Annotated in this window: 26 protein-coding genes and 1 pseudogene; 11 read left to right on the forward strand and 16 right to left on the reverse strand. The window is 63.9% G+C overall.

The window, feature by feature from the left end; translation table 11 throughout:
- Positions 1-26: 26 nt before the first annotated feature.
- On the forward strand, positions 27-425 hold the full coding sequence (locus tag ACYQ0R_RS01010; RefSeq protein WP_459820471.1) for an OsmC family protein: 399 nt from the start codon (positions 27-29) through the stop codon (positions 423-425).
- Between the two features lie 163 nt (positions 426-588).
- On the opposite strand, the gene ACYQ0R_RS01015 is transcribed toward ACYQ0R_RS01010, so the two are convergent.
- Positions 589-1,974 carry a glycerate kinase type-2 family protein gene (locus ACYQ0R_RS01015; RefSeq protein ID WP_459820472.1) on the reverse strand — a complete coding sequence of 462 codons (1,386 nt, stop codon included), beginning with the start codon at positions 1,972-1,974 and terminating at the stop codon, positions 589-591.
- Positions 1,975-2,113: 139 nt separating this feature from the next.
- Here ACYQ0R_RS01015 and ACYQ0R_RS01020 point away from each other — a divergent pair, with 139 nt between their 5' ends.
- The 3 genes from ACYQ0R_RS01020 to ACYQ0R_RS01030 all read left to right on the forward strand — a co-directional run bounded on the left by ACYQ0R_RS01020 (position 2,114) and on the right by ACYQ0R_RS01030 (position 4,795).
- A complete protein-coding gene (locus ACYQ0R_RS01020) occupies positions 2,114-2,707 on the forward strand; it encodes a cadmium resistance transporter (protein ID WP_459820473.1) in 594 nt (197 codons plus the stop codon).
- A 92-nt stretch (positions 2,708-2,799) separates the two neighbouring features.
- On the forward strand, positions 2,800-3,222 hold the full coding sequence (locus ACYQ0R_RS01025; RefSeq protein WP_459820474.1) for an OsmC family protein: 423 nt from the start codon (positions 2,800-2,802) through the stop codon (positions 3,220-3,222).
- Between the two features lie 205 nt (positions 3,223-3,427).
- Entirely contained in the window at positions 3,428-4,795 is a 1,368-nt protein-coding gene (locus ACYQ0R_RS01030) for an MFS transporter (protein ID WP_459820476.1), read from the forward strand.
- Between the two features lie 63 nt (positions 4,796-4,858).
- Here ACYQ0R_RS01030 and ACYQ0R_RS01035 read toward each other — a convergent pair whose 3' ends face one another.
- Positions 4,859-5,650 (reverse strand): PHP-associated domain-containing protein, encoded by a 792-nt coding sequence (locus ACYQ0R_RS01035; protein WP_459820478.1) that lies wholly within the window; start codon positions 5,648-5,650, stop codon positions 4,859-4,861.
- A 153-nt stretch (positions 5,651-5,803) separates the two neighbouring features.
- On the opposite strand from ACYQ0R_RS01035, the gene ACYQ0R_RS01040 reads away from it, so the two are divergent.
- Positions 5,804-6,100, forward strand: a complete 297-nt coding sequence (locus ACYQ0R_RS01040) for a DUF7565 family protein (protein ID WP_459820479.1) — start codon at positions 5,804-5,806, stop codon at positions 6,098-6,100.
- 42 nt (positions 6,101-6,142) lie between these two features.
- Here the strand turns inward: ACYQ0R_RS01040 and ACYQ0R_RS01045 are convergent, their stop codons facing one another.
- Together ACYQ0R_RS01045 and ACYQ0R_RS01050 are read right to left on the reverse strand one after the other, a co-directional pair.
- Positions 6,143-6,703, reverse strand: a complete 561-nt coding sequence (locus ACYQ0R_RS01045; protein ID WP_459820480.1) for a thioredoxin family protein — start codon at positions 6,701-6,703, stop codon at positions 6,143-6,145.
- A 38-nt stretch (positions 6,704-6,741) separates the two neighbouring features.
- Positions 6,742-7,140 carry a hypothetical protein gene (locus tag ACYQ0R_RS01050; protein WP_459820481.1) on the reverse strand — a complete coding sequence of 133 codons (399 nt, stop codon included), beginning with the start codon at positions 7,138-7,140 and terminating at the stop codon, positions 6,742-6,744.
- 115 nt (positions 7,141-7,255) lie between these two features.
- Between ACYQ0R_RS01050 and ACYQ0R_RS01055 the strand changes: the two genes are divergently transcribed.
- A complete protein-coding gene (locus ACYQ0R_RS01055; protein ID WP_459820482.1) occupies positions 7,256-7,453 on the forward strand; it encodes a hypothetical protein in 198 nt (65 codons plus the stop codon).
- Between the two features lie 142 nt (positions 7,454-7,595).
- Here the strand turns inward: ACYQ0R_RS01055 and ACYQ0R_RS01060 are convergent, their stop codons facing one another.
- From ACYQ0R_RS01060 to ACYQ0R_RS01090, 7 genes are all read right to left on the reverse strand, one after another.
- Positions 7,596-8,798 carry a methionine adenosyltransferase gene (locus ACYQ0R_RS01060; protein WP_459820483.1) on the reverse strand — a complete coding sequence of 401 codons (1,203 nt, stop codon included), beginning with the start codon at positions 8,796-8,798 and terminating at the stop codon, positions 7,596-7,598.
- A gap of 156 nt (positions 8,799-8,954) precedes the next feature.
- A complete protein-coding gene (locus ACYQ0R_RS01065; RefSeq protein WP_459820484.1) occupies positions 8,955-9,389 on the reverse strand; it encodes a universal stress protein in 435 nt (144 codons plus the stop codon).
- A gap of 84 nt (positions 9,390-9,473) precedes the next feature.
- A complete protein-coding gene (locus ACYQ0R_RS01070) occupies positions 9,474-9,899 on the reverse strand; it encodes a hypothetical protein (protein ID WP_459820485.1) in 426 nt (141 codons plus the stop codon).
- A gap of 25 nt (positions 9,900-9,924) precedes the next feature.
- Entirely contained in the window at positions 9,925-10,989 is a 1,065-nt protein-coding gene (locus ACYQ0R_RS01075) for an aminotransferase class IV (protein ID WP_459820486.1), read from the reverse strand.
- The gene (locus ACYQ0R_RS01080) at positions 10,979-11,626 is read right to left on the reverse strand and encodes an anthranilate synthase component II (RefSeq protein WP_459820487.1); all 648 of its coding nucleotides are present in this window, start codon (positions 11,624-11,626) and stop codon (positions 10,979-10,981) included. Before ACYQ0R_RS01080 ends, ACYQ0R_RS01075 begins: the two co-directional genes overlap by 11 nt.
- Positions 11,619-13,373 (reverse strand): anthranilate synthase component I family protein, encoded by a 1,755-nt coding sequence (locus ACYQ0R_RS01085; RefSeq protein ID WP_459820488.1) that lies wholly within the window; start codon positions 13,371-13,373, stop codon positions 11,619-11,621. The genes ACYQ0R_RS01080 and ACYQ0R_RS01085 overlap by 8 nt, the downstream gene beginning before the upstream one ends.
- Before the next feature lie 81 nt (positions 13,374-13,454).
- On the reverse strand, positions 13,455-13,937 hold the full coding sequence (locus tag ACYQ0R_RS01090; RefSeq protein ID WP_459820489.1) for a helix-hairpin-helix domain-containing protein: 483 nt from the start codon (positions 13,935-13,937) through the stop codon (positions 13,455-13,457).
- 207 nt (positions 13,938-14,144) lie between these two features.
- Between ACYQ0R_RS01090 and ACYQ0R_RS01095 the strand changes: the two are divergent.
- A pseudogene (locus tag ACYQ0R_RS01095) lies at positions 14,145-14,369 on the forward strand (creatininase family protein); the annotation flags it as partial.
- On the opposite strand, the gene ACYQ0R_RS01100 reads toward ACYQ0R_RS01095, so the two are convergent.
- The 4 genes from ACYQ0R_RS01100 to ACYQ0R_RS01115 form a co-directional block, all read right to left on the reverse strand.
- Complete coding sequence (locus ACYQ0R_RS01100) at positions 14,366-14,854, reverse strand: PIN domain-containing protein (protein WP_459820490.1); 489 nt, start codon at positions 14,852-14,854, stop codon at positions 14,366-14,368. The pseudogene ACYQ0R_RS01095 and the gene ACYQ0R_RS01100 sit on opposite strands and share 4 nt — an antisense overlap.
- Positions 14,851-15,099, reverse strand: coding sequence for a UPF0175 family protein (locus ACYQ0R_RS01105; protein ID WP_459820491.1), 249 nt, complete (start codon positions 15,097-15,099; stop codon positions 14,851-14,853). The genes ACYQ0R_RS01100 and ACYQ0R_RS01105 overlap by 4 nt, the downstream gene beginning before the upstream one ends.
- 232 nt (positions 15,100-15,331) lie before the next feature.
- Positions 15,332-15,694 (reverse strand): PGF-CTERM sorting domain-containing protein, encoded by a 363-nt coding sequence (locus tag ACYQ0R_RS01110; RefSeq protein ID WP_459820492.1) that lies wholly within the window; start codon positions 15,692-15,694, stop codon positions 15,332-15,334.
- Complete coding sequence (locus tag ACYQ0R_RS01115) at positions 15,648-15,821, reverse strand: hypothetical protein (protein WP_459825806.1); 174 nt, start codon at positions 15,819-15,821, stop codon at positions 15,648-15,650. Before ACYQ0R_RS01115 ends, ACYQ0R_RS01110 begins: the two co-directional genes overlap by 47 nt.
- Before the next feature lie 187 nt (positions 15,822-16,008).
- On the opposite strand from ACYQ0R_RS01115, the gene ACYQ0R_RS01120 reads away from it, so the two are divergent.
- Positions 16,009-16,281 (forward strand): hypothetical protein, encoded by a 273-nt coding sequence (locus ACYQ0R_RS01120; RefSeq protein WP_459820493.1) that lies wholly within the window; start codon positions 16,009-16,011, stop codon positions 16,279-16,281.
- On the opposite strand, the gene citZ is transcribed toward ACYQ0R_RS01120, so the two are convergent.
- Positions 16,233-17,384, reverse strand: a complete 1,152-nt coding sequence (citZ, locus tag ACYQ0R_RS01125) for a citrate synthase (RefSeq protein WP_459820494.1) — start codon at positions 17,382-17,384, stop codon at positions 16,233-16,235. The genes ACYQ0R_RS01120 and citZ overlap by 49 nt on opposite strands.
- Before the next feature lie 2,510 nt (positions 17,385-19,894).
- Here citZ and ACYQ0R_RS01130 point away from each other — a divergent pair.
- From ACYQ0R_RS01130 to ACYQ0R_RS01140, 3 genes are all read left to right on the forward strand, one after another.
- A complete protein-coding gene (locus ACYQ0R_RS01130; protein WP_459820495.1) occupies positions 19,895-21,415 on the forward strand; it encodes a hypothetical protein in 1,521 nt (506 codons plus the stop codon).
- Positions 21,416-21,974: 559 nt separating this feature from the next.
- Positions 21,975-22,469: a type IV pilin domain-containing protein gene (locus ACYQ0R_RS01135; RefSeq protein ID WP_459820496.1), complete on the forward strand. Its 495-nt coding sequence runs from the start codon at positions 21,975-21,977 to the stop codon at positions 22,467-22,469.
- Between the two features lie 764 nt (positions 22,470-23,233).
- On the forward strand, positions 23,234-26,896 hold the full coding sequence (locus tag ACYQ0R_RS01140) for a BGTF surface domain-containing protein (RefSeq protein ID WP_459820497.1): 3,663 nt from the start codon (positions 23,234-23,236) through the stop codon (positions 26,894-26,896).
- Positions 26,897-26,904 lie beyond the last annotated feature (8 nt).

The raw sequence follows: 26,904 nt of genomic DNA on the forward strand, positions 1-26,904 counted from the left end.
TCACGGCGACGAATGTACCGGTACTCATGTCCGATATCGAGACGTCCACCGTGTGTGAGGAGGGATACGCCTGTACGAGCCAGGTCGGCGACTTCGACCTCCAGATCGACGCGACCGACGAGACGGGACCGAACCCGAACGCCGCGCTCGTCGCGACGTACGCCTCCTGTTTCCTCCCGGCGGTTCGGGTCGGGGCGAGCCAGCGCGGCGAGGACGACCTCGGGACGCTCCAGATCGACGCGAGCGCCGACCTCGACGATGACGACGACCTCGAAGCGATCCGATTCGATCTCCACGTCGAGGCCGACCTCGACGACGACGCATTCGACGAGATCGTCGAGCGTGCCGAGGGGATCTGCCACGTCCACGCCGCCGTCCGCGAGGCGCTCCAGGCCGAGATCAGCGTCCACGGCGGCGCGTTCTGAACCGGCGCGTTCTGAACCGGCGCGTTCTGAACCGGCAGCGATGTGACGTGCGGTGAGAGAGCGGGTCCACCGCCGTGCACTGACACTTCGATCGTCGTCACCCACTGGTTTTTGATCGTTCGATCCATCGTCGAAGCGATGGGAGCCGGCAGGGAGGTGCCCCTCAGCGATCGGTTCTCGTGATGACGATAACCCGAAGGTCGTTGACGTTGGTCCCGGTGGGGCCGGTCCGGACGATCGCTCCCGCGTCGCTCAGCGCTGCGTACGTGTCGTTGCGGTCGAGCGCGTCACGGCCGTCGGACGCCGACAGCGTGGTGTCGTCGACGATCGCACCGGCGACATCGGTCGACCCGTCGATCCCGTCGGTGTCGACGCTGGCGACGACGATCCCGTCTGCGTCGGCGTCCGCGAGTGCGACCGCGGCGCTCGCCGCGAACTCCTGGTTCGGGCCACCCGCGCCAGAGTCGTCGGTGAGCGTCACCGTCGTCTCTCCGCCGGAGAGCAGCACTGCCGGCGGTACAGCCGGTGAGCCGGTGGCACGACACTCCTCGGCGATCGCGACGTGTGTGAGCGCCGACTCGCGGGCCTCGCCGCGGACGCCGGACGCAAGCACCAATGACGTGTACCCGTGCTCCGCGGCCGTCGCTCGCGCCGCGGCGAGTGCGGTTCGACCGCTCCCGATCACGTGCGTGCTCGTTCGGTCGAACGCCGGATCGGACGCGGTCGGCGTCTCGGACCGGTCGCCCGCCACACCGGCTCGCAGGTGCTCGCGAACGGAGTCGGGAACCTCGAGGTCGTAGCGGTCGATCACGGCGAGAGCGTCGGCGTACGCCGAGGGGTCGGGGACGGTCGGACCGCTTCCAATAACGCTGCAGTCGTCGCCGACGACGTCGCTCACGGCGAGGGTGACGACCGTCGCCGGCTCGGCCGCCCGTGCGAGCTGACCGCCCTTGATCGCCGAGCAGTGTTTCCTGACGGCGTTGATCTCGTCGATCGACGCGCCCGACGAGAGCAGCTCTCGGGTGACCATCCGGAGATCGAAAAGCGATAGCGACGGCGCGGGAGCCGCAAGCAGAGCGCTCGCCCCGCCCGTGATCGCCGCGATCACCAGCACGTCGTCGTCCGCGGCGGCCGCCCGCTCGAGGATGCGGCGCGTATGCGCGACGCCGCGCTCGCTCGGAAGCGGATGGTCGCCGGCCAACGCCTCGACGCGCTCCGTCTCGGACGGATCGTCGGTGACGACGGCGCCGCCGGAGAGTCGGTCGCCGAGTGTGACTTCGAGCGCGGCCGCGAGCGTCCCCGCCGCGTTGCCGCCGCCGAGGAGGACGACATCGTCGTACGCGTCGAGGTCGTAGTCGGTCGGCGATCCGCGGTCCGCGGAGCCGGTGACCGGCGACACGGTGAGTACGCCGTCCTCGACTGCGATCGCTTCCGCGACGAGTCGCTCGGGATGGGCGGCAGCGATCCCGTCAGCGAGACAGTCGAGCGCGACGTGGTGTGCGGGCGTGTGGGCGAGTGCGTCCCGTCCCTCGATCGGTATCTCGACCATGGGACCCGTTTTTGCGGGTCAGGGTATGTATCCATCGCGGATATCGGCCGGTCCGGTCGCTGCGGTGTTCAGCCGGTCCGGTCGACCCAGCGATCGGTGGAGAGAAAGGATATTATCGGCCCGTCGTGAACGCCAACGCGTGGACGCGTTGCTCGCCGTGGCGCTGGCGCTGTTCGCCGCCACGAACGTCGACAAGCTCGTCGTCCTCGTCGCGTTCCTGATCGACGACGACTACCGTCCGGTCGAGGTGCTCGTCGGCCACTACGTGGGCTTCGCCGTCGGAATGGGAGTCGCCGTCACGCTCGCCCTCGCCGCCACCGAGTGGCTGCAGCCGTGGACGTTTCTCCTCGGTGTGGTTCCGCTCGGACTCGGACTCTGGGGGATCGGCCGGTGGGCGCTGGGTCGGGAACCCGACGACCCGGACACCGACGTGTTACAGTTGCGACCCGGGTCCGCGGGACGGGTCGGTGTGGTGTCGGTAACCGCTATCGGACTCAACGGGGAGAATCTCGCCGTCTACATCCCGTTTCTCGTCGGATTGGCGCCCGGAGAGATCGGTCTCGTCGTCATCGCGTACACCGTTGCGGCCGCGGTCGTGTTCGGACTCTCACTACTGATCGCTCGCCGGACCGTCGACCGCGGCGTTCCTGACTGGGTCGACACGCTTCTCGTCCCGGTTGTACTGGTGCTCGTCGGCCTGTACGTGCTGGCAACGGGCTCCGTGCTCGCGTAGCCGTGAGACCGAACACCGCAGCTCCGGCGTGCCCATCAACTTGTGAGTATTGAACAATACTTAACCGGCCATGGCGCGAACGTCCGATGTACATGAGCGACTCCGACCCGACGACGTACGAGATGACGGCCGAGCGTATCAGTCCGAAGCGAACGCGGATCGACACGGGCGACGCGGAGTTCGTCGTCGGAAAGGACGTCAACCCCGTGGAGTTTTTCGTCGGCAGCACGCTCGCCTGTCTGAACTCGACCGGAACCATGGTGGCACGTGAGATGGAGCTGTCGATCGACGAACTCTCCATGTCCGTGGTAGGCGATCTCGATTACTCGCTGTACCGTGGCGAGGAGTCCGACAATCGGGCCGGTCTGCAGGGGCTGACGGTCGAGATCGACGTCGACACCGACGCCGACCAGGCGACCGTCGACGAGTGGCTCGCAGCCGTCAAGCGCCGCTGTCCGGTCACCGACAACGTGGAACACGAGACGCCGCTGGACGTCACCGCGGCGTCCGTGTAGCGACGACTGGCGAGACGTTCTCAGCCGAGTTCGTACCGCGGATCCCCAGCATTGCTGCGTCGGCATCAACGCCGGTGTTAACTATTAACTCATTTATAAATTGCAACCGTTTTTTTGAACTGCTACCAAGATACGCTACTAATTTACCATGTATAACTAGGTATTCGGAACATTATTGTTCGGGTTTCTCGTATCATGGTGCAGAATGGCCTCCGCAGCGTGGCGCACGCTCATCCACGGGAAATGGCGGATGTTGATTTTGGCGACGGTACTGTTCAATCTCGGGTTCGTTATCTGGTTCTCGTTTGCGCCGTACACCGGCGAGATAGCGGACGAGTTCGGGTTGTCGGTCACACAGCTGGGGATCGTCTCCAGTGCGGCGATCGTCGCCGTCCCGCTGGGACGGATCCTCATCGGCCCGTTGACCGACCGGTACGGAGCCGACGTCACCGGTGGGATCACGCTCGTCGTCGTCGGCGTGTTCTCGATCCTGAGCGCGTTCGCAACGACGTACGAGCTGTTCGTCGGCTCGCGGATCGTCGCGTCGCTCGCTGGGATCACGTTCGTCATCGGGATCCAGCACGTCGCGGAGTGGTTCGAAGAGGAGCAGCTCGGGCTCGCCGAGGGGATCTTCGCCGGCGTCGGCAACGCTGGCGCGGGGCTCGGTGCGTACTTTACGCTTCCGCGGATCTTCGGTGACGGCTACGCCGATCCGCTGTTCGGGAGCGCGTTCCTAGCCACCTCCTCCAACTGGCGTGCGGCGTTCTTTTATACGGGTGCGCTGGCGATCCTCGTCGGGATCGGGTATTTCGTTCTCGGCCAGCCCGCCAAAAGCGAAGCGAAACGACGCGCGACACGCGAAAACGTCGGAATTGGACAGTGGCTGTACGTCGGCACCCGCTACGGCGCGGTCGTGCTCTCGGTCGCGTACGTGATGACGTTCGGCCTCGAACTCGCGATGAACGGCTGGCTCGGAACGTACTACCGCGAGGGGTTCGGCGAGAGCGACCTCGTGATCGCGGCGACGTTCGCGGCGACGTTCTCCATCGCGGCCGGACTGCTTCGCCCCATCGGCGGCTACGTCAGCGACGTGGTCGCCCGCAACGAGACGGATATACTCCCGTGGTTCGAGGGACGCTACCGCGAACAGTGGACGTTCACCACGCTCGCGTTCGTCACGCTGTCGATGTTCGGAATGACCGCGGCCGGCCTCACCGGGAGCATCTACGTCGCCGTCGTCGCCGGTTTCTTCGTCGGCCTCGGGTGTGCGTTCTCCGAGGGAGCGATCTTCGCGCAGGTGCCCGCGATGTTCCCGAACAACTCCGGGACGGTCGCGGGGATAGTGGGCGGCGTCGGCACCGTCGGCGGCGTCGTCTATCCGCTGGTGTTCGCCGCGCCGTTCCTGCCGAACCTCCACGTGGGCTACGCGGTCGTGGGCGCGACGATGATCCCGATCCTCGCGCTGTCGGCATGGGTGTTCCAGCCGAGCGTCGCGGAGCGTGCGACCTCCGACGGCTGGCTCGTCGCCGCGCCCGACGGAACGAACCCGCGGCCGACTGCCGACGACGACTGAGACGACTCCGCCTCCGCGGTAGCACTCGTCGTCGCTTCGTCGTCGTCCCGCGTCGTGAGCGCGTCAGCGCGGCCGATAGTCGGAGAGCTTCCCGGTGTAGATGCTGACGTCGTCGAACCGCCCCTCGTATGCCACGTTCGTCGGGAGCGTGGGCTCCTCCCCGGAGAGAAACATGCGATCAACCTTCTTCCAGGTGTTCTCGTACGCGAGATGCGCGTACTCGACGAGTCCACGGAGCTGATGCCCATTGCCGCCTCGATGAACGACCGTTCGCGGGTGGCCCTCCCGGAACGCGTCGACGATCGCCTCGGCGTCGTCCAGCCGCTCGTCGAACGCGGTCCACGCCTCACCGACCGTTCCCGAGAGGTGTGCGTACGACGAGCCGAACGCCGGCAGCTCCAGCTCGCGTGCGATGCGCTGTGCCCGGGCGTTCTGGTGTGGAAGCAGCTTCGTGTTGTACGTCTCGATCGCGTCCAGACGGGCGGCGTGTGCCTCGATCTCCGGGCGCGTCAGCGAGACGGTCGCGAACGCCGGATGGGGAACGAGCACGGCCGCACCCTGCCTATCGAACTCGTTCATCGCGCCCTCGAAGGTGATGTAATCCGGGACCGGCTCCGTCAGTCCGAGCGCCAGCAGATGGCGACGATTACCCCAGTCACCGGTAAACACCTCGCGTGCGGGAACGACCGTGAGCTCCTCGTCCGAAAAGCGCGCCGCGCGCCGCCGGATCGTCGGAAGTCGCGTGAAATGTGGCGCGTACACGACCGCGTCCATCCCGCGTTCCTTCGCGAGGGCGACGACGTCTGCGTCGATCACTTTTATGTGCGCGTCGACGCGGGTCCGTGGTCGGGTCACGGTCGAACGTACGTGTGACCGAGCAAAGGCGTGTCGTTCGCGCCGGTCGATGCGGCCGAACGGATTCGGGCGGCCGATTCCACCCGACCAGTTGGGTCCGGAATCGCCGTCACGGGGAAAACGGTTAACCCGTCTCGACGGAAATCGTGGACCATGTCTCCGTGGACGTGCGGTATCGGCGGCTGTGACGCCTCCTTCGACGACGTCGAGTCCGTCGTCGTCCATCAGACCCGTGAACACCAGCGTCACGAGTGTAAGGTGTGTGGAACGATCGTCCCCGACGGCTACTTCGCGATCCGGCACGCGTTCGACGAACACACGCGTGCCGAGTACGTCCGCGCGTACGACGCCGACTCCGAGGCAGTCCGTCGCCGCGAGGAGGTGAAACGCGACGTCGAATCCGAAGCCGACTTGCAGGCGATCGTTGAGCGACTCGACGACGCGGTCTGACCCGCCGACGCGGTCAGACCCGCCGATTCTGCCGCCGTCCGGCTACTCGTCCGGCCACTTGATCGAACATCCCCGGGACGGTCGGTCGGGTATATCGACGTCCTCGCCGGCGAGCACGGCGTCCACCGCATCGCGGATGTACAGCTTCGTCGGCTCCTCGTCGGGGCTGAGCGCGTCGTCCAGCCGTCCGTGATAGCGGAGCCGCCACTCTCCGTCCGCACGACCGAACAGGAACGGATCTGGGGTACACACCGCGCCGTACGCGTCGGCGATCGCTGCGCGCTCATCGCGAAGGTACGCGTCGTACGCGATCGTGCCGTCCGCGACGTACTCGCGCATCGCCTCGAAGGAGTCGTCAGGCTTCTCGTCGGCGTCGTTCGGGTTGATGCCGACGACGGCGAGATCGTCGTACTCCGCGGCGAGTTCGTTCAGCAAGTCGAACTTCGCTTTCGCGTACGGGCAGTGGTTACAGGTAAACACGACGAGGAGCGCGTCGACCGCGAACGATTCGAGCGTGTACGTCTCGCCGTCGGTGCCGGGAAGCTCGAACGCCGGCGCGGCGTCACCCCGGTCGAGCTCCGAGTCGGACTCCATCAGGACCATACCGGAAGATATCACGGGCACGGCCAAAAGACGTTCCGTCATCGTCGTCCCAGTACGCGAACCGCGCCGATGACACCCACCCAGCAGCCGAGAGCGAGGGCGGCCCCACCGGCGAGAACCGACGCGTCACGGAGCAGCCGGGCCGTGACTCCGACAGCGACGAGATGGGGTCCACTCCGCCCGAGACCATCCAGTCGATGGAGCGATCTCGTCCCGGACCATAACGGAGCGGGGTCGCTCGACTCGACGGCTACGGTCCCGAGCATACGCAACGTTTCCGTTCCCACACGTGTCCCGACCACGGCGGCCAGCGCGAGCAGCACGGCGACCGCGCCAAGCACGACCACTCTACCATCGCGACCGGCATTGGCCGCACGCGTACGGCGACCGTCATGGGTGCGCTCCCGGCTCACGGCGACATCGTCGTCAGGACGCATACGAAGGTTGGAGCCGATATCGATGATAAACCTCCGTACGTCCACGGTGTGGACCGTCCGACGGCCGGACGCCTCCTCTCGAGTATTTATAAGTACCCTCCACGAACGAGCGGACATGTCGTCGATGACGGACCGGCGGTACTGGACGCTCCGGGTGATGTGTGCGAACGCGGTCGGCATGGTCGCGTTCGTCCTCGCGTTCGTTCTCGCCGGCGAGATCCCCGTGGCGGTCGCTGCGGGCGTGATCGTCGGGGGTATCGGATACGTCGCCTCGAGCGCCGTCGTCGACTACGCGGCCGGCGGATCGGTGTAGCACCGACGGCGACTACGCGGCCGGCGGATCGGTGTAGCACCGACGGCGACTACGCGGCCGGCGGATCGGTGTAGCACCGACGGCGACTACGCGGCCGGCGGATCGGTGTAGCACCGACGGCGACGAACCGGGACGGGGCCGTTCAGAACGTCGAGACGTCGCCCTCGATCACCCGTCGCGTGACCTCGGAGACGTCGGCGAGTTCTCTGTCGACGATCTCGACGATCTCCGGTTCGATCGCCTCGAGGTCGACACCCTCCTCGGTGACGATCTGTGCGTCCGCGACGTGCGGCTCGTCGATCGGCCGCCCGATCTGGGAGAGCAGCCGGACTTGGAGGTCGCGGATCCCGTCGACCTCGGCGGTGACTGACTCGGCGATCTGCGTCGACAGCAGGTTGTAGATCTTCCCGATGTGGTTGACGGGGTTTTTGCCAGACGTCGCCTCCATGGACATCGGGCGGTTCGGCGTGATGAGTCCGTTCGCACGGTTGCCGCGGCCGACGGAGCCGTCGTCACCCTGCTCCGCGGAGGTGCCGGTGACGGTGAGGTAGATCGACCCCTCCTCGTAGTCGTCGGCGGTGTTGACCTCGACGCTCACCCCCCTGTCGGTCCGATCCTCGGCGAGATCCGTGACGAACTCGCGAACGTCGCAGACGGCGTCGTCGTACTCGTCGAGGTTCTCGATGTGTCGGTCGACCATCGCGGCAGCCACCGTGATGTCGATCCGATCGCCCTCGCGTTTGCCCATGATCTTCACGTCGGGGCCGAGCTCCGGATGGTCCTCGTAGTAGGTGGTGTTGAGTTCGCGCTCCGCCTCGTACACGATCGTTTCCGTCTCCGTGAGCGGCGCGTGACCGACGCCGAAGGAGGTGTCGTTCGCCATCGGCACCTGCTGGGTCTCCTCGCCGAACACGTCCTGCAGGTCGCCGGACCCCTCGCCGAGCTTGACGTCGACGATGACGTCGGTGCCGTACTCCAGTTCGGGGATCGCCTCCTGTAGGTACTCGCGGGCGGCCGCCAGCGCGGTGGAGTCGACGGGAAGCTGGGTCCCATCGTACTCTTTCGTGGCGCGGCCGACGATGAGCAGGTAGATCGGCTCGACGACCTCGCCACCGCCGAACGCGGGCGCGGCACGTCCGGCGACGAGCTGCGTCTCGTCGGTGTTGTAGTGGAGGACTTTCCCGACGCGGTCCAAGTAGAGCTGCGAGAGCGCACGCGAAACCGCCTCGGCGAGTCCGTCGCTGATCGAGTCCGGGTGTCCGATACCCTTCCGCTCGACGATCTCGACCTCCTGGTCCTCGACCGCCTGCCGGTCGAGACGACTGACCTGAATGTTCCGACTCATTGCGTGCTCGTACCTTCCCGGTGGCAGTATAACTTGCGGAAACCTCCCGAGAAATATTAATTACTGTTGGTTATCAAATGGTTGATGGTCCCCACACGATCGAGGACGACCCATCCGGCGGGGCGACTCGCTACGCCGTTTCCGGCGCGGCGGATGTCATGCGGTTATCACCGGCACCTCGGTGCGTTTGAGCACCCGTTCGGTGGTGCTGCCGAGTATCTTCTCCTCGATGCCACCCCAGTCGTAGCCGTGCCGTCCCATCACGATCGCATCGGCATCGATCGTGTCGGCGTGTGTGACTATCACGTCGTACGGGGTGCCGGTTTTGACCCCGGTCGTGCAGTCGACACCCCGTTCCGCCGCGACCTCGGCGACTTCCTCAACCGACTGCTCGGCGAACGCTCGGTGCTCGCTCATCACCTCCTCGCCCTGCAGTCCACCGACTCCGAACCGCGTGTACGAGGGTTTCGGCTCGATGACGAACAGTACGTGAACCGACCCGTTACCGTCCTCGGCGATCGCTATCGCGTGCCGAGCGGCCTCGAAAGCCGCATCGCTCCCGTCGATCGGCGCCAGAATCGTCTGGTACATGTTGACACCCAGTTGAAAGTACGCACAGGTGATACATTAATCTTCAGTATCGTTCGTTATGATTTCTCGGGCGTTCGATCGCGTTCATGCGCCGTGTTCCAGCGATCGATGCCGAAACACGTTGACGAGGGCGAAAAGCAGCATCGTCGCGGGAACGGCGACCGAGACGCCGAGTACGACCGCGGTGCCGGGCAGCAGCGTCGTGCTCGCGAGGAAGAAGGCGGTCGCTCCCGTGGTGGCGACGATCAGGACGAGCACCCACACCGACTGTCGCGTAAGTGTATCATCGGGGTCGCGGTCGAAGAGGAGCCTGTCCGCGACGACTGCAAGCAGCGCGACGCCGGTGACGACCGCACCGAGCCCGAGCGACACGGTCACCAACCCCGTCGTCGCGGGGAGGGCGTCGACGGTGCCGAACAGGACGTACAGTCCCCCGGAGACGCCGAGATACAGCGCCGTCCAGAGGGCGGCGGCCCGCCGGAGCGACACCGAGTCGTCGACGTCGGTCATCGTTCGATATCGCACCGTGGGGGGATTAGGTGTTTCCCCCGTCCGAACGATAGTGGCGCTCCGCAACCCGCCGGTCGTACAGACGGGAGAGCAGTTCCGTGAGGGGACCGGCCGCAGTCGTGCGGTCGGCGGACTCGGTACCACCCGCGTCGCCACCGCCGTCATCACCGCCACCGCCGTCGTCACCGCCACCGCCGTCATCACCGCCACCGCCGTCGTCACCGCCACCGCCGTCATCACCGCCACCGCCGTCATCACCGCCACCGCCGACGTCGATTCCATCGACGGTCGACACCGGCCGGATCTCCCACGTCGAGTTCGTGAGAAACACCTCGTCGGCCTCACGTATCTCGTCGGGGGTGTAGCGCCCTTCCTCGACGGGAATCCCCTCCGTCTCGGCGAGTTCGATCACCGTTCGCCGGGTGATCCCCGGAAGTATCGGTCCCTCGAGGGACGGTGTTTTGACCGCCGCTCCGTCGACGAAAAAGAGATTCGAGGTCGCACCTTCTGCAACGTACCCCTCGGGATCGAGCATGAGTGCCTCGTCCGCGCCGGTGACCCGAAGCTCCAAACGCGCGAGAATCCCGTTGAGGTAGTTGTGCGTCTTCGCCCCGGCGGGCAACGCTCGCGTGGATGGCTTTCGCGTCTTGGTCGTCTGGATCGTGGCGGGACCGTCGAAAACGGGTTCGGAGCCGATTCCGCCGCGCGGCAGCGGTTTCGCGATCACGACCACCGTCGGATCGACCTCCGGCTGTGGGTCGAGCGTTCCGGGCTGTTTTCCACGTGTGATCGAGAGTTTCACGTACGCGTCCGCCAGATCGTTCGCGGCGAGCGTCTCGTCGATCCGCCGTTGCAGGTCGCCGTCGGAGAGCCCATGGTCCAGCGCGAGGGTCTCGCAGGTGTCCGCGAGCCGGTCGGCGTGTGCGTCCCAGCGGAACACCTCGCCGCCGTACGCCCGCATCGTCTCGAAGGCGGCGTCACCGTAGGCGAACCCGCGGTCCTCGACGGAGACGGTCGCCTGCTCTGCGGGAACCAGTTCGTCGCCGACGTGGTACAGTCGATCGCCCGGGGCGTCACGTTCAGCCGTCATATCGCTCACACAGCTCGATGAAGTTCCGGACCATCCGTTTTCCAACCGGCGTGAGGATGCTCTCCGGGTGGAACTGCACGCCGACGTGGGGGCGATCGCGATGACGGACGCCCATCACGACCTCGCGTTCGTCCTCCGTGCGGGCGGTTTCGACCAGCTCGTCGGGAATATCGTCGCGCTCGACGCACAACGAGTGGTACCGACCGACCTCGATCCGGTCGGGAAGCCCCGTGAACACCCCCTCGCCGTCGTGAGAGATGCGTGACGGTTTGCCGTGGACCACGTCGGGGGCGTGCCCGACCGCCGAGCCGACGTTCGCACACATCGCTTGGTGGCCGAGGCAGACGCCGAAGACGGGGCGTTCGAGCTCGAACGCGTCGATCGAGACGCCCGCCTCCTGCGGCGTCCCGGGGCCGGGCGAGACGACGACGCCGTCGGGATCGATCCGGCGGACGTCGGCCAGATCGACTGCGTCGTTCCGGCGGACCGTCACCGCGCCCGCGGCCTCGCCGACGTACTGGACGAGGTTGTACGCGAACGAGTCGTAGTTGTCGACGACGAGGATCCGGGCGTCGGACGCACCCGCGCCGGGCTGCCAGTCGGGGTCGGCGTCCGACCCGTCAGTTCGTTCACGCATCGTCGGACACCCCCTCGACGGCCATATCTCCGGCCTCCAGCGCGTCGTCGATCGCGGTGATCAGCGCCCGCGCCTTCGCGAGCGTCTCGTCGTACTCCGCGTCGGGCTCGGAGTCGTGGACGATCCCCGCGCCGACTCGAAGGTGGTACTCGTCAGCGTGTCGGACGAGGGTCCGGATGACGATGTTCAACGTGGCGCGACCGTCGAACCCGACCGCGAGCATCGATCCGGTGTACGGACCGCGCCGGGTCTCCTCGAGCTCGTCGATGATCTCCATCGTCCGGGGTTTCGGAGCCCCCGTGATCGTCCCGCCGGGGAAGCAGGCGGCGATCGCATCCGAGAGGCTCACGTCCGGTCGCGCCTCCCCCTCGACGACGCTCACGAGATGCATCACCTCGGAGTAGCGGTCGACGCGTCTGTACTCGGGGACGTCGACGGTGCCGAACCGCGACACCTTCCCGAGGTCGTTGCGCTCGAGATCGACGAGCATCGCGTGTTCGGCGCGCTCCTTCTCGTCGCCGGTGAGCTCGGCCTCGAGCGCGTCGTCCTCCGCGGGCGTCTCCCCGCGAGGACGAGTCCCGGCGATCGGCTCCGTGACGAGTCGCGCACCCCGATCGGGGTCGGGGGTCGGAACTCGCTCCAAGAGGAGTTCGGGACTCGCGCTCACGAGGTCGGCCCCGCGACCGCCGAGGCCGAACTCGACCAGCCCGGAGTACGGTGCCGGGTTGACGTTCCGAAGCGCGTCGTACGCCTCGACCGGGTGGACCGCCGCGGGCGCTTGCAGCCGCTGGGAGACGTTCGCCTGAAACGTATCGCCGTCGCGGACGTACGCTTTCACTCGACGCACCGCGTCGGCGTACGCCTCGCGTCCAACGTCGCTCTCGAACGTCGCTTCCGAGCCGGACGCGGGTGCCGGTTCAGCCGCCGGATCACCAGTCCGGATCCGCTCCCGAAGCGCCTCGGCGCGGGCGAGCGCCGCGTCGTACAGCGCATCGAGTCCCTCCGCGTCGTCTTCCGGATCGGAGAGATCAGCGGGGACCGGCGGACAGGCGGTGATCCGGAGCGTGACGCCGTCATCCGCATCGACACCACTGGCCGAATCGTCCGCACCGACACCACTGGCCGAATCGTCCGCATCGGCAGCACTGGCCGAATCGTCCGCATCGGCAGCACTGGCCGAATCGTCCGCATCGGCAGCACTGCTCGTACCGCTCGCGCCGGTCGGACACTCCCACGCGGCGACCCGGTCGAACAGTCCGATCTGGAGCCGCGGCAGACCACGGTCGTCCGCCGCGCCGGGCCCCTCCGGCGGCGACGGCGGGAACGACTCGAGCTCGCGGGCGACGTCGTAGGAGAGCCAGCCGAACGCGCCGCAGGGGTACGGGACATCACAGTCACCTCTGGCGATCCGCTCCCCATCGAGGACGCCGTCGAGCGCCTCGAGCGTCGGCGTCGCTCGACGGTAGTCGCCCGTCGGGCTTTCGCCGGCAACGGCGTCCGGATCCGCGACGGCTGCGTCGTCCGAGACGCGCAGCCGCTCGAACGGATCGACGCCGAAGTAGCCCCAGCCGGACTGGCCGCCGGTGGTTTCATAAAAGAATCCGCCCGCCCCGTCGCGGGCGCGGCGGTACGCGTCGAACGGGTCGTCGACGACGGTTCGCAGCTCCACGGGGACGCGAGCGCCGTCGGCGGCGGCCGCGGCGACCTCGCGAAACCGGCTCCGGTCAGTGTGGGCGGCGTCGGTCATGCTAGCGGATGTGCCGGCGGCGCTGAAACGATTCCGATCGGTCGGCTCCGTGTCGTTTGTCGGCTCCACGCTCGTCCGACCTCAGCACTCCTTGGCGCGGTCGATCCACGTCGCCGCACGACCCTCGCCGACGCTCGCTCGCTCGGCGACCTCGGCCGGATCCGCCGCCGCGAGCTGATCGACCGTTTCGATCCCCGCCTCCGCGAGCCGGTCACCGTACGCCGGACCGATACCCTTGATGCGTTCCACCGACTCCCCGTCGGATCCGTCGTCGCCGACTCCACGCTCCTCCCCGGATCCGTCGTCAGCGTCCGGTTCGGTATCGCCGGGTTCGACCTCGTCGTCGCCGGGTTCGGCCTCGTCGTCGCCGGGTTCGGCCTCGTCGTCGCCGGGTTCGACCTCGTCGTCGCCGGGTTCGGCCTCGTCGTCGCGTTCCGCTTCCGGCTCCGCCTCGACCTGCTCGTCAAGCTCCCGTTCGACGGTCACCGTCGTCTCCGTCTCGTCGCGTTCGGACTCGCCGCTGCCGAACCCGAGCAGCTCCTTGATCGTCTGTAATAGCGCCATTACCACCGGATAGGAGTGACGGATATTTAAAAGTCGGCGACCGCACGCGTGTCTCCGGTCGGGCTCAGCCGACCGCGAGCGCACGGGGCGGCTCTACTCGCTTCTGGTGCGCCGTCAGCAGTCGCTCGAACTGCGAGAGACGTTGCGGACCTCAGCGACCGCGAACGGCAGCTCCGCCGGTTCGAACAGGCGCTCCGACAGACCGTCACCGCGATCGTCCTCGCCGTCGCCGAGGGCCTCATCCGAACCGACCAGCTCGAACCCGGCCGGGAGGGCCCGGTGTCCACGGCCCGGCTGTTCAGCGAGGGCTTCCGCGCGATCACGGACAACGGCGTCCTCGGCGACCCGCAACACGCCACCGCGGAGGCGGGCGAGGCGATCCTCGTCCGAATCACGGCGGCGTACGTCGAACGGATCGAGGCGGAGCGCTAACCACGGTCTTCTTCATCTATTGCGAGCGCGCGCTCATAGAGGGCGTCTGAGATCCAGAATCCAGCTTCGCGGAGCGCATCCAGTTCGGTGCGGAGATCGATCTCGCCTTCTCGGGAGGCACGAAGGAGTATCCCGATCACACCAGTGACGGGCACGTCGTGTCGCCTCGCCGCTGCACGACCTTCTCGTTCATCGAGCAGCACACGTTCTGCGTCGATATCGGTGGCGTAGGCGAGTGCTGCAGCCTCGCCGCGATCGAGTTCCCGTTCGAACTCGGTCAGGAGATCGGTCGGTTCGGGCGAGACGACTTGGATCCCGCCTCGATCTCGAACCGCTTCAAGACGGTCAACACCTTCTTGCCCCGCAGTGAGCTCTTCCCACACTGCTGTCGGTACCTCGACCTGTTCGAACTGCATCTCGATCAACGACAGTCTGCCGATCAGCGCGAGATTGAGCAAGGGGGACGTGTTCGAGACGACGGTCATTCGCGAGCGTAGTCGACGTCGATGGCGAGATCATCCTCTGTGTAGTGCCGCTCAACGTTCCGATCACCGAGCAGCCGATGAAAATCGGCCTTCGAGAGTCCGGCCAGTTCTCGAGCTTTGCCGAACGATAGATATCCCTCGCGATACAGCGACACGGCCAGCTCCTGCCGGACGATCGGTTCGCGTTCGTCCGGTGGTGCTGCGATCGCGTCCAGAACCTCCGGTGGAACCTCGATACTGCTCATAGCCATCCGTATGTCGGCACGCCACTTATAAGAAACCGCCGAGGAGTTCGCCCGATCGATCACGGACAACGGCGTCCTCAGCGACCCGCGACACGCCACCGCGGAGGCGGGCGAGGCGATCGCAACTCGTCCAACGGACGATTGCCGACACCGGTCACATCCGGGACCCACCCGCCTGCTGTATCACGACGCAACGCGACGTCCTCGGGGTTTGATCCCGGGGCGGTTGACGCTACTTTCGTCTGCGTACCACGATCACGGCAAAGGTCAGGAGTCCGACAACCCCGACGACTAGCCCGAATCCGGGGATCGAGTCGTTCGTTTCTGCCTCCTCGGTTACCGGCTCATCAGTCTCCGGGGCTGGCTGCGATTCGCCCGACTCGGAATCTGTCTCCTCGACGGCCTCATCGTCGGCTTCGGGCTCCGCCGGCTCCGGGCTGCCCTCTTCATCGGCCCCATCGTCGGCTTCGGGCGCTGTCGAATCGGCAGACGAGCCACCCGACGAAGACGAGCCACCCGATGAAGTTGACCCGTCAGTCGGTTCCGACTCATCCGCTTTCCGGCGAGGATGCAAAGTTGATCGTGACCGTTTCATTCATCGTGAAACCGCCATCGTCAGTCACGTACAGCTCCGTAGTCACTTGATCATGCGACTCGGGAGTAAACTCGTAGGTGACAGTGTTGGCGTCTCCATCGACTTCGAAGGCCGACTCCTGAGTCACTGACAACCCATCAACGATGAGGTACGCACCTGGCGTACCGTTCTGATCCGCTGGGGCTGGGGGAACGCCCCAGCCGCGCTCCTCGTAAGTGAATTCGAAGACGACTTCGTCGGTACCGTGCGGGAGTTCGTCACCGTCGGTCGGGTCAACGGCCGTAACATCCGGACCGACATCATCGGTCGAGACGGTGAACGATGTCTCGTTCGTCCGTGAACACCTCGAACGTCGCGCGCGTGTCGACGAGCTCGAACGCTTACGAACCTACTTTACCGAGGCGGAGGCGCTCGGGCGACTCGGCGTGTTCGAGCTCGCGCCCGACGGCGACGCGACCGTCAGAGGGCTCGTTCAGGACGTCACCGATCGGCAGGCGCAGGAACCCGAGCTGGAACCCGGTATGGCCGTGCGGGGACGTTATCGATCGTCGATCGGGACGAACTCGGCGTCGGTCGCGCCGGTGTAGCGGGCGCGCGGGCGGATGAGGCGGTTCTCCTCCTGGTACTCGAGCATGTGGGCGATCCAGCCGCCGGCGCGGCTCATCGCGAAGATGGGCGTGTACAGGTCCATCGGGATGCCGAGGTGGTCGTAGACGGAGCCGGAGTAGAAGTCGACGTTGGGGGCGATCCCCTTCTCGACGAGCCCCTCCTCCTCGGTGAGGTACTGCTCGATGGCGGTGGTGTACTCGAGCCACTTCGTGTTCCCCGACGACTCCGAGAGATCGCGCAGCTTCTCCTCGAGGATGTGTGCGCGGGGGTCTTTCACCTTGTACACGCGGTGGCCGAACCCGGGGATGCGGCGGCCGTCGTCGCGGGCGTCCCGGACCCACTCGACGGGGTCTTTATCGGAGTCGTCGACCTCGAACAGCACCTCCATCACGTCCTGGTTCGCGCCGCCGTGGAGCGGGCCGGAGAGCGCGCCGATGCCGCCGACGACGCCGGAGTAGACGTCGGCCATCGTGGAGCCGATCACCATCGCGGTGAACGTGGAGGCGTTGAGCCCGTGGTCGGCGTGTAGCGTCAGCGCCATGTCGAACGTCTCCTCGCTCACGGCGTCGGGCTCGGTGCCCGTGAGCATGTACAGGAAGTTGGCGGCGTGAGAGAGCTCGGGGTCGGGATCGACCGGCTCTTTCCCCTGGCGGGCGCGCTCGAAGGCGGCCAGCACCGTGGGCATCTTCGCGGTGATGCGGCGGCCCTTGTGGACCGCGGCCTCGCGGTCCTCGGGGTCGGCGTCGGCCTCGGGGTCGTACGCGGACAGCATCGACGTCGCGGTGCGGAGCGCGGCCATCGGCTCCTCGCCCGCGTCGGCGAGCTCGGTCACGGTTTCGAGGACGTCCTCGTGGACGTCGTGTTCGGCGTCGAGCGCGGCGGCGAACGAGTCGAGCTCCGACCGCGTGGGGAGCTCGCCGTTCCAGAGGAGGTACAACACCTCCTCGTAGCTCGCCTCGTGTGCGAGGTCGTCGATGTCGTAGCCGCGGTATACGAGTTTTCCGGCCTCCCCGTCGACGTGGCTCAGTCCGGACTCCGCGACGAGTACACCCTCTAACCCCCGCTTTAGCTCGTCAGACATACTCGATCGGTTTCTACCACCGTCCAAAAAGTGTTATCTTTCGAGATGATTACGTATCGATAATCGTCGTACTGGCGGGCGTCGAACGTCGTTTTCTCGGTGAACAGGGTGGTTCGGCGACGATCCGTCGTCGATGGTTTTCGGTCGCAAACAGGTCGCGGGTGTCGCGGCGGGGGTTCGGATCGAGACGACTGCTCGTCGCGTCCTCGATCCGGCGGGGCTGCGGCGTGCTCGGCGGCGATCTCGAACACGCCCCGGACGGGCGCACGCGGTCGTCGACCGAATTTCACGCGCCCGGACAGTTCATTTCACGGTAAGTTCACGGAATCATAATGCATTTACCAGTCGTGTTGATTGCGTACTGACAGCGCCTTCCCACGGTCGTCGTCGTACCTGTCAGCAGCATATCTGTTGGCGCGCGGCGGCACCGTGGGTGGCTCGTGATTCGACCCATGGCTTTCGTGCTCTCGACCGGTCGACCGGCTCGTGTCGCGCTGTCCGCGATGATCACCCTCCTCGTTCTCCTTGCGTTCAGTTTCGGTGCCCCGGTGGTGTCCGGCAGCATTACCGGTGTTGGAGGCATCGAAGACGTTACTGTTGGCTCAAGCCAGACACAGACCATCGAGGATATCCAGCTCTGGGACGAAGAGGAACCGATTACTGTTGAAGTCGGAGAGTTGGTTGAGGCAGGTGCTGTCTTCGACGATGATCCATCCGCCTACGATATAACTGGCCAGTCCGCGACTGAAGAAGAAGTCAGAATTGAAAATCACGACTCTTCGGATGCGACAATTATCATTCAAGCTTCTGCTTTAGATAGCACAGAGAATGTCGATATAACTATCTCAAATCTTGATACTACTGGCGTCAGCACTGTTGACAGTTCTCTCGAGCGAATAAACAATGAGATTGAGTACACTATTCAGCAGGGGACTACCTTTGCCTATTCACAATTCAGCGTAAACTCTGAAGCTACTGCTCGGATCAGTGATGACGCATACAATGCGGAAGAGGATTCCATTACACTCACCGATGTTCGACTTAATGATCCCGATAGTGACAGTGTCGCGATTTGGGAGACTGATGACACTGGCGCTGCTGCTACCAAACTGGGATACACTCAAGCGGAAGAGGGAGATGTCTCAGTCGATATTAGTCGCCTTGATGATGATACGGAGCTTATTGCATCTCTCCATCCTAGCGACGAAGATCCTACTGATGATGTCTTCCACGGTGGCGACTTGGCTACCGTCCAAGCACCGCAGCGAGGAACTCTCTGGATCGAGCGCGCTGATCCGACTCCTGAGTATGCGGATGCTGAAAACTCAACACACCTATATCACTTCTCAATCACGAACAACTCTGTAGGGTCCGACGACGTATTAAAAAGCATTGACGTTGCATACAACGACCTGTTTACCGACGGTAATGGTAATCTTTCCGACGTTGATTCGTTAGATGAGCTATCCGTACAGAGTGAAACGGAGAGTGTAGAAGTCGATCAGCAACATGTAGATGTTAAGTCCACTGAAAATACTGTGACTATTGATCTATCGAACACTGAGCAATCTCTTGATTTATCTGAGGGGGACACAATCTCTTTCTCTTACTCTGGGGTTTCCCACCCCTCTGAAGAGGGAGAATATGGTGTAGAATTGAGATCTGTTTATAAATCAGGCAACTGGGACGAGTCGAAACGAGATATTGAGATCTCGGCCGGGTTGGTGGACGGAGACGTATCTGTGCAAAGTGGACCTATACATTATGCGTCTGATGGATATCAAGGATCTATTGAAGTCGGTTTCAATATTCCCATTGACAAGTCGCTAGGGACCGTTTTGATTGAGACGTCTCCCGGACATGTTCACTCCGTTGACTTAAGCGAGGATAACGACCTATATGATCATAATAACGGTCAGATCGTGATTGACACGCGTGAATTCACCGGGAGCACGGAAATAAAGGATGGCGTCTTCCCGCTTATTGATAGCTTAGAGTTACAGAATATCCATCCTGAAGGAGAAGGAGAGCGGATCTCCTCGGAGAGTCGAGACATCAAGTACGCTGGTGCGACTGTCTCCGAACAATCTACCACAACAGCATATCAAGGGAGCACCTTGGCTGTTATACATGACTCCCCTGAGGAATTTGCAGTTGACATCTCGCATCAAGACAGAGATGCACACGTCCTTTCAGGTACCACCAGTCAGATTGCATTATACGATACAGCGGAGGACGAATTAGGGGAATACACGGTCACAAGCGACGTATTCTCATCTTCTACATCGTTTGAACTGGACGATCTGAACCTGGCCCTTGACTTGACTGATATCAGTTTATACGAGTACGAATCTATTTCCGGAACTATATCAAGTGCTCAGTCTGACCGAGAAGTCCTTGTTGTCGTTCGAACTGAGGACGGCGATATCGTTTCCGATGAGAACATCTTACTTGATGCCGAGGGTGATTCCCAGATTGAGTTTGACTCACTGGAACCGGGCGAATACACGATGGAGGCCATCGATCTCGATTCGGGTGTTACTGTCTCGCGATCCTTTTCGGTTGCTGATCGACCTGAGCTGGACGTGGATCTACTGAATCAGACTTCTACTCAGGAAGTCGGTGATCTCGTCGAAATCGGATTTAACACGACTGATCCAACCGACACCGCCCAACTCCGGCTGACGGCAACGGACGGCGACTACGAGGGGGCGTTCGATGTCGATCTGTCGGCGGGGGAGCCGGCGACGGTGCGGCTCAACACGTATGCGGTCGGAGAGGACGATCTCGTGGCGGAGTCGGTGCGGGTCGTCGAGGGGCCGGCGACGGTCGGCGTGCGGGATCGCGATCCGCCGGATGGGGGCGTCCTCGATCCGGGGTCGTACGAGGTGACGGCTGCGCCGGCACCGGGCGCGGACGTGGACGCGACTGCGACGCTGGAGCTGGGCGCACGCGAGACGGACGGCGTCACGGTGTACACGACGACGGAGATGGAGCCGGGGGAGTTGGCGACTGCGGAGGCGGTCGCGTCGGCGATCGCGGACGGGGACCTGACCGAGGCGACGGAGGTCACCGACGCTGACACGGTCGTGTACGCGATCGACGCCTCCGGGCTCGACGGGCTCGTCGCGACCGGACCGTCGATCGACCGACTCGACCAGCTCGCGACGCGGGAGGGGGTGTCGCTGTCGGTGCGGGCGGATGGCGGTGCCGGCGGGGACGGCGACGATCCGGTGCGCGCCAATCTCACGGCTCCGTCGTTCGCGGAGGCGACGACGGTGGCGACGGGGGAGGGGGTCAGGTACGCGGCGTTCGAGCAGTCGGCGATGGCGTTCGACGGGGGTGAGCCCGCGGTCGGCGACGAGCTCACGGTGCGGTTCCGGGTCGAGGACGAGCGACTGCGCGGTGGCGATCTCCACGCGACCGACGAGGACGACCCCGACAGCGTCTCGACGACGATCACGTACGCGGGCACGGAAGACGGGGACGGCGGGGATGGCTCCGGAGACGACGACGGAGCGAGCGGCGGCGGCAGCAGTGGCGGCGGCGGCGGCGGCGGTGGATCGACCGGCGGCGGTGGATCGACCGGCGGCGGAGGCGCAGCAGGCGGATCAACCGGTGGATCGGACGACGACGCGGAGGACGCGGAGGACGCGGACGACGCGGAGGACGCGGAGGACGCGGACGACGCCGACGACGCGGACGGTGACGATCCGGGCGGCGACACCGCGGGTGACGACCGCGACGGGGGGCCGAACGTCGACGTTCTCGCGCCGGGCGAGGGGGTCGACAGCGGTCTGTTGCCCGGGGCGGACGACGACGGGGAGACGACGCTGGCGGAGGCGTCGGGGGACACCGGCGACGAGCGGACGCGGGCGGCGTGGCTGCTCGATCCGCAGTCGTGGGGCGTCGACGAGACGCTTGGGGTCGTGGCGGTCGTTCTCGTGTTCGGGGCGGGCGTCGCGGGGCTGGCGTGGCGATACGGTCCGCCGGGGCTCCGCGCGTGGCTGGACGAGCGACTCCGGCGGTGAGTGCGGGCTGGGAGGGACGCTCCGTCGAGAAACGGGGATCGGCCGAGTGACCGTCTCGACCGTGGACGTGCCGCGCTGTGTCGTGGCCTCTTCGATCAGCTTTCGTCAGCCTCGATCTCGTCAGCCTCCAGTTCGTCCGGATCGACCTCCACTTCGACTTCGACCTCGACGTCGACGTTCGTCTCCTCGGACATACGCGCTGGTCCGTCCGGCACGATTCTAATGATTTCGGTTTGGTGGATCGGCTTGGGGGTGTTCCGCACGACTGTCGGGACCGCGTCGAGCCAGCCCCGAATCCGGGTGCGTGGCGGCGTACGCCTGCACGCGCCGATGATCTTCGACCAGTGTATCTTGCGCCGGTTATTCTCAGGATAAATAATTGCGGCGGTGTGTTTATACAGAGCGGAAGGGGAGTTGCACATACACCAACGGCTACACCGAAGGTCGGGCGAGGGTAGCACGCGGCGACGGCGTACGAGAGATCGTTCCCACAGCCACAGGTCTCTCCGTACGCGGGTGTCGCTGATCTTCGTGGTAGCCTCGTTGGAAACCGAAAACAATGAACATCAACACAGCATTTCAGGGGGACGAACGGGCCGTCAGCCCCGTTATAGGGGTTATACTTATGGTCGCGATCACCGTGATTTTGGCGGCCGTGATCGGCACGTTCGTGCTCGGACTCGGCGATCAGGTCGGCGACAGTGCGCCGCAAGCAACGTTCTCGATCGACGATGTCGACGACAATACCATCGAAGTGACGAAAACCGGCGGTCAGGATATCGAGCTGAGTGACCTTCGCGTTGTTGTGGATGTAGGAGATGAAAGTACTGAGTTCGACTTAGCGGAAATATCCGCAGCAGGTGATTGGCGAACAGCTGATACAGGCACGATCACTATTGATCCCGAGAACGAAGAGAATTTCGACCTGGGCGGTGAAGACATGGATTCAGAATCGAACGACATTGATGGAATCGATCCTAGCGATGACATTACAGTAACGATCGTCCACAAGCCGAGCGGTAATGCGGTCGGCCAACCGTCGACGATAGCCTAACTCGGCTTCCGAGTTTTATATCACTTGTACGATCAGCCGCCGAGAGACGTCGATGCCGCGGTCCGGAGGGGCACCTCCTCGTCACCGTCCGGGCCGACGTGGACGACGACGATCGACCTGTTCGACCCGGTCGTGTCGATCCGCATTGAGTCGCCCTCGCGTACGCTTCCGTACTCACCCCACTGCTGCGATGCAGCGACGTCGCCGCCGGGCTGGATCGCGACGCGGACACCGATCGTGGCGACGACACTCGACGATGCCGCGCGCGCGACGGATCGGACGGTAATCTGCCCGGTCGCGTCGGTGGCGGTCGCGGATCGACCCCTCTGTGTGTGATTGCGGCTGGGCGCGTACGCGAGGGAGCGCGGCGGAGATCGATCGGCGGTTTGCTTAGAACGGCAGAGCAGTCGGTAGCGATGCTGTCGGATACTCTGGACGGGTCATTGAGAGTTCGAGGGACATTCGTTTCGCTACCCGGTGGTGACGGTGGCGTCTGACGCTCGTCCGATCGAAAACGGCCGTCTGAGGCCCTCTCGCGCCGGTTGGGAACGGTTCGCACGATTCTCGAATCACACAAAGTATTTATAGCAATGCTCTGTAGTGTTCGATGCCTACCCGTGACGGAGAATGCCGACGCGACACGGCTGCGCGGGTTACTCCGACCTGACCCATGCCGGCGATGCAGGTTGCCCGAGTGCTGATCGGACGCGGTGACGGTCGGACGAATGCGGATGTCGCAGATGCAGACCAGAACACAACAAAACATGACACGCGATAATAACGAAACACGCAAGAAGGCCAATGCGGTCTTCTTCAGCGTCATCATGGTCCTCTCCATGGTCGCCGTTGGCTTTGCCGGCTTTGCCGGGACTGCCGCGGCGCAATCTGTGGAGGCTGACTTTGAGGATCAGGCCATCAACGCTGATGGCGAGATCCTCGTCGAAGACGTAGAGAGCGCTGACGGCCTTGTGGTGGTCGTCACTGAACCGCAGAATCAAAACGACGATCCTGAAGAGGGTGACGCCATTGTTGGCGTCTCAGACCCTGTTGATGGTGACGACGAGCAGAACGTCGCCGTCAACGTGGAGGGAGCTGACCCAGGTGATCATCAGGCACACCTGATTGATCCGGATGACATCTCCACTGAGTCAGATGATGACGGTGAGCTTAGCTCCGACACGCTCAGTGAAGTTGTTGCATCCACTGATGATGCTCAGATCGTCACCGCAAGCGTATCTGTCGATGACTTCACGCTTGAAGAAAGTGATACCCTCTCGACGCTGACCGTCAATCTGGATGCCAACTTCGCTGACGGAAACGGTGATGATTACACGCTATCTGTCAGTGAAGATGCACTAGCATCCGATGATACACCTGGCACCGTACTAGATACGACCGACGTCTCGGGAGACGTCTCTGAGGCGGAGTTCAATCTTGACGGTGACCTCGATGTGCAAGAAAACGACCTCTGGGTCAACGTGCACTTCGATGGTGCCCAAACTGGTGGTGCTGCAGATGAAGAAGTCGTCTCTGTTGCTGACGACGGTGACTTCGTTGGCGTTCAGGACGACTTTACTGCCACGTGGGACATCGAGCAGAGCAACAATTACCCTGCCGAAGCTGACGCTGGTGAGACGCTAGACAACCTCGTCATCGACGTGACTAATAACGGTCCCGATGACATCACTGTTAACTCTGGTGAGATCAGAGTTGCCATCGGTACGACCGAGGTAACCACTGATCCCGACGAGACCATCACTTCGGGCGAGACGGAGACTATCTCGCTCGACGATCACACGCTCCCGGCCAGTGAAGATACGTACGACATTGCAATCGATGTCGAGACTGACGACACTGGAACGGCTAGCTTCGTTGAAGATGAAATTGCTGTTGGTGAGGAGGTTGAAGATGACCCGCAGGTCGAGTACACCCCGAGCGACTTCGCCTACCAGGGTCAGGACACTCTGGCCATACTCGATGACGATGTCGGCCTCGGCGACGGCGACGAAGTCCGTCTCCGTGAGGTGACCTCGTTCGACAGTAACGAAATCGAGTCCTCCAGCAACATTGAGGAACTCGAAGTCGTCGAAGCCGAAGATGAGGGCGACAACGACTTCGTCAACCAGTTCGAAGGCGTCGAAGAGGATGACCTGGTCGTCCTGATCGAGACGGGCGACCTCGACACTGGCGACTACTTCCTGCGCGGCGGTAACCTGCAGGAAGTCCGCGCGAACACGTTCGAGGTCGGCATCATGGACCTCGACGCCGAGTTCGATGACGACGAAGTCGCCGACTCCGGCAGTGACGCGTTCACCGACCTGGAGATCGACTCCAACCGCAACCGCTACACGCTGAACGTCAGTGCTGACGGTGACCTCGACAACGAGGAGCTGTTCGGCATTCTCGCCGACGGCGAGGACTTCGACGATGCTGAAAGTAATGCCGTTGAGGCCAGCACTGTTGACGACGAGCTCCGCAACGCTGATCCGCCGTTTGAAACGTACGGTGACTTCAACGTCTTCCTCTACCAGGATGGTGAGGACGGCGACCTCGACTCCGACGAGAAGGTCGGAATGTTCCGGATCAACGACCGCGAGGAGGAAACCAACTTCACCGACATCGATGACGGTGAATACGAGTTCCTCTTCGAGTCCTTCGACACGGACGCTGAGGACACCGCCGAGATCACCGTCGAAGACGTCGACGACGCCGAGATCGAGTTCGTCGACAGCACGGTCGAAACCTCGCAGGGTGGCATCGCATCCATCACGCTCGAAGCCAACGAGGCCGCGAGCAATGGTGCGCTCGTCATCGGTGAGGAAGACGACTTCGGCTACCAGCTAAACGTCTCCATCGAGGAGTTCAACGAGGAGACTGACGAGATCACGCTCTACTTCAACACGTACACGGCCGGCACGACCGGTCTGTTCGTTGACGGCGACGACAACGTCGTCACTGCTGAGGAGATCATTGACGACGAGGGTCTCTCCGGAGACATCGACCTCGGTGACCTCGAAGACGAAGGATACGAGCAGGTCGTCTCCGTCGACGACGTGGTCTGGGTCGATGAAGACGACGCTGACGAAGACGCCGAGATCAGTGTCGACTCCAACCAGTTCGGAGACGACGCTGAATCCGAGGGCGAGTACATCACCACCAACGCGCTCGAGTTCCTCTTGAGCGACGGTGACTACGACATGTCCGTCCTCGCAGAGGAAGACGAGTTCTGGGAGGCAGTTGACAACCCGGACGACGTCGGTTCGCTGCTCATTGATCAGCGCACCGAGGCCGACATGGGCGTCTGGACTGCCTCTGAAGACACCTACGACGACCTCGACGACCCGAGCGATGTCGCCGCGGGTGCCGAGGCAGGTAACGTCACCGAGCGCGACCTCGTCGCGCAGGACGACGTCCTGATCCACGAACTCGGCGGCACCGGTCTCGACGGGATGTTCTACTACGCGGACGAAACCGCTGGCCTAGAAGCACTCGTCGACTCCGATGCTGACGGTCTCGATCAGGATGAGTGGACGCTGTTCCACGCAAAGAACGACGCCGATGGTGAAAGCGAGCGTGCGGCTCGCGTTCGCCTCCGTGAGACGCGTGACAGCGCCGGTCCGAACGTCGAGCGTCTCCGCGTCCAGAACGACCAGCTTGACGACGAACTCGACGTGATCGTCGAGGAAGGCGTCAGTGACGTCTTCCTGGCGGTCGAAACGGACAACTGGAACAGCGACGGTAACGCTCCGTTCCAGTCCGACCGCGTCCTCGACGATGAGGATGACTACGAGTTCAACACGAACTTCCGCGTTGAGGACAACTGGCTCCTCGAGTTCGACGGAGATGATGACGATGACCTCGACGACCTCTTCGAGGTAACCGATCGCACGTACGACGTCGAGGAACGCGTTGGCGAGTTCGTCGAGGACCCGTACAACGCGACCGCTGACGAGGAGTTCGAGTTCACCGCCGAAACGAACATCGCGCCGGCCAGCGAGGTCGACATGCGCGTCCGTTCGTCCGGCGACACTCGCCCCTCGTTCATCATCACTGAGTCCGACCTCGAAGTCACTCAGGACGAGGACGTGACCGGCACGTTCGACCTGAGCGACACGAACGTCGGTGACACCTACGACCTCACCCTCCGCGGCAACTGGCCGGACGACCGGCCGGAAGCGTCCGGTGAGATCGTAGAGGCCATCGACGACGAGGAGGACACGCCTGAGGACACGCCTGAGGACACGCCTGAGGACACGCCTGAGGACACGCCTGAGGACACGCCTGAGGACACGCCTGAGGACACCCCTGAGGACACCCCTGAGGACACGCCCGACGACACTGACGATGACACGCCCGGCTTCGGCGCTGTCGTCGCCCTCGTCGCGCTCATCGCCGCCGCGCTGCTCGCGACCCGCCGCCGTCCCTAACACGGACG

The sequence above is a fragment of the Halorubrum luteum genome, from assembly GCF_054652935.1.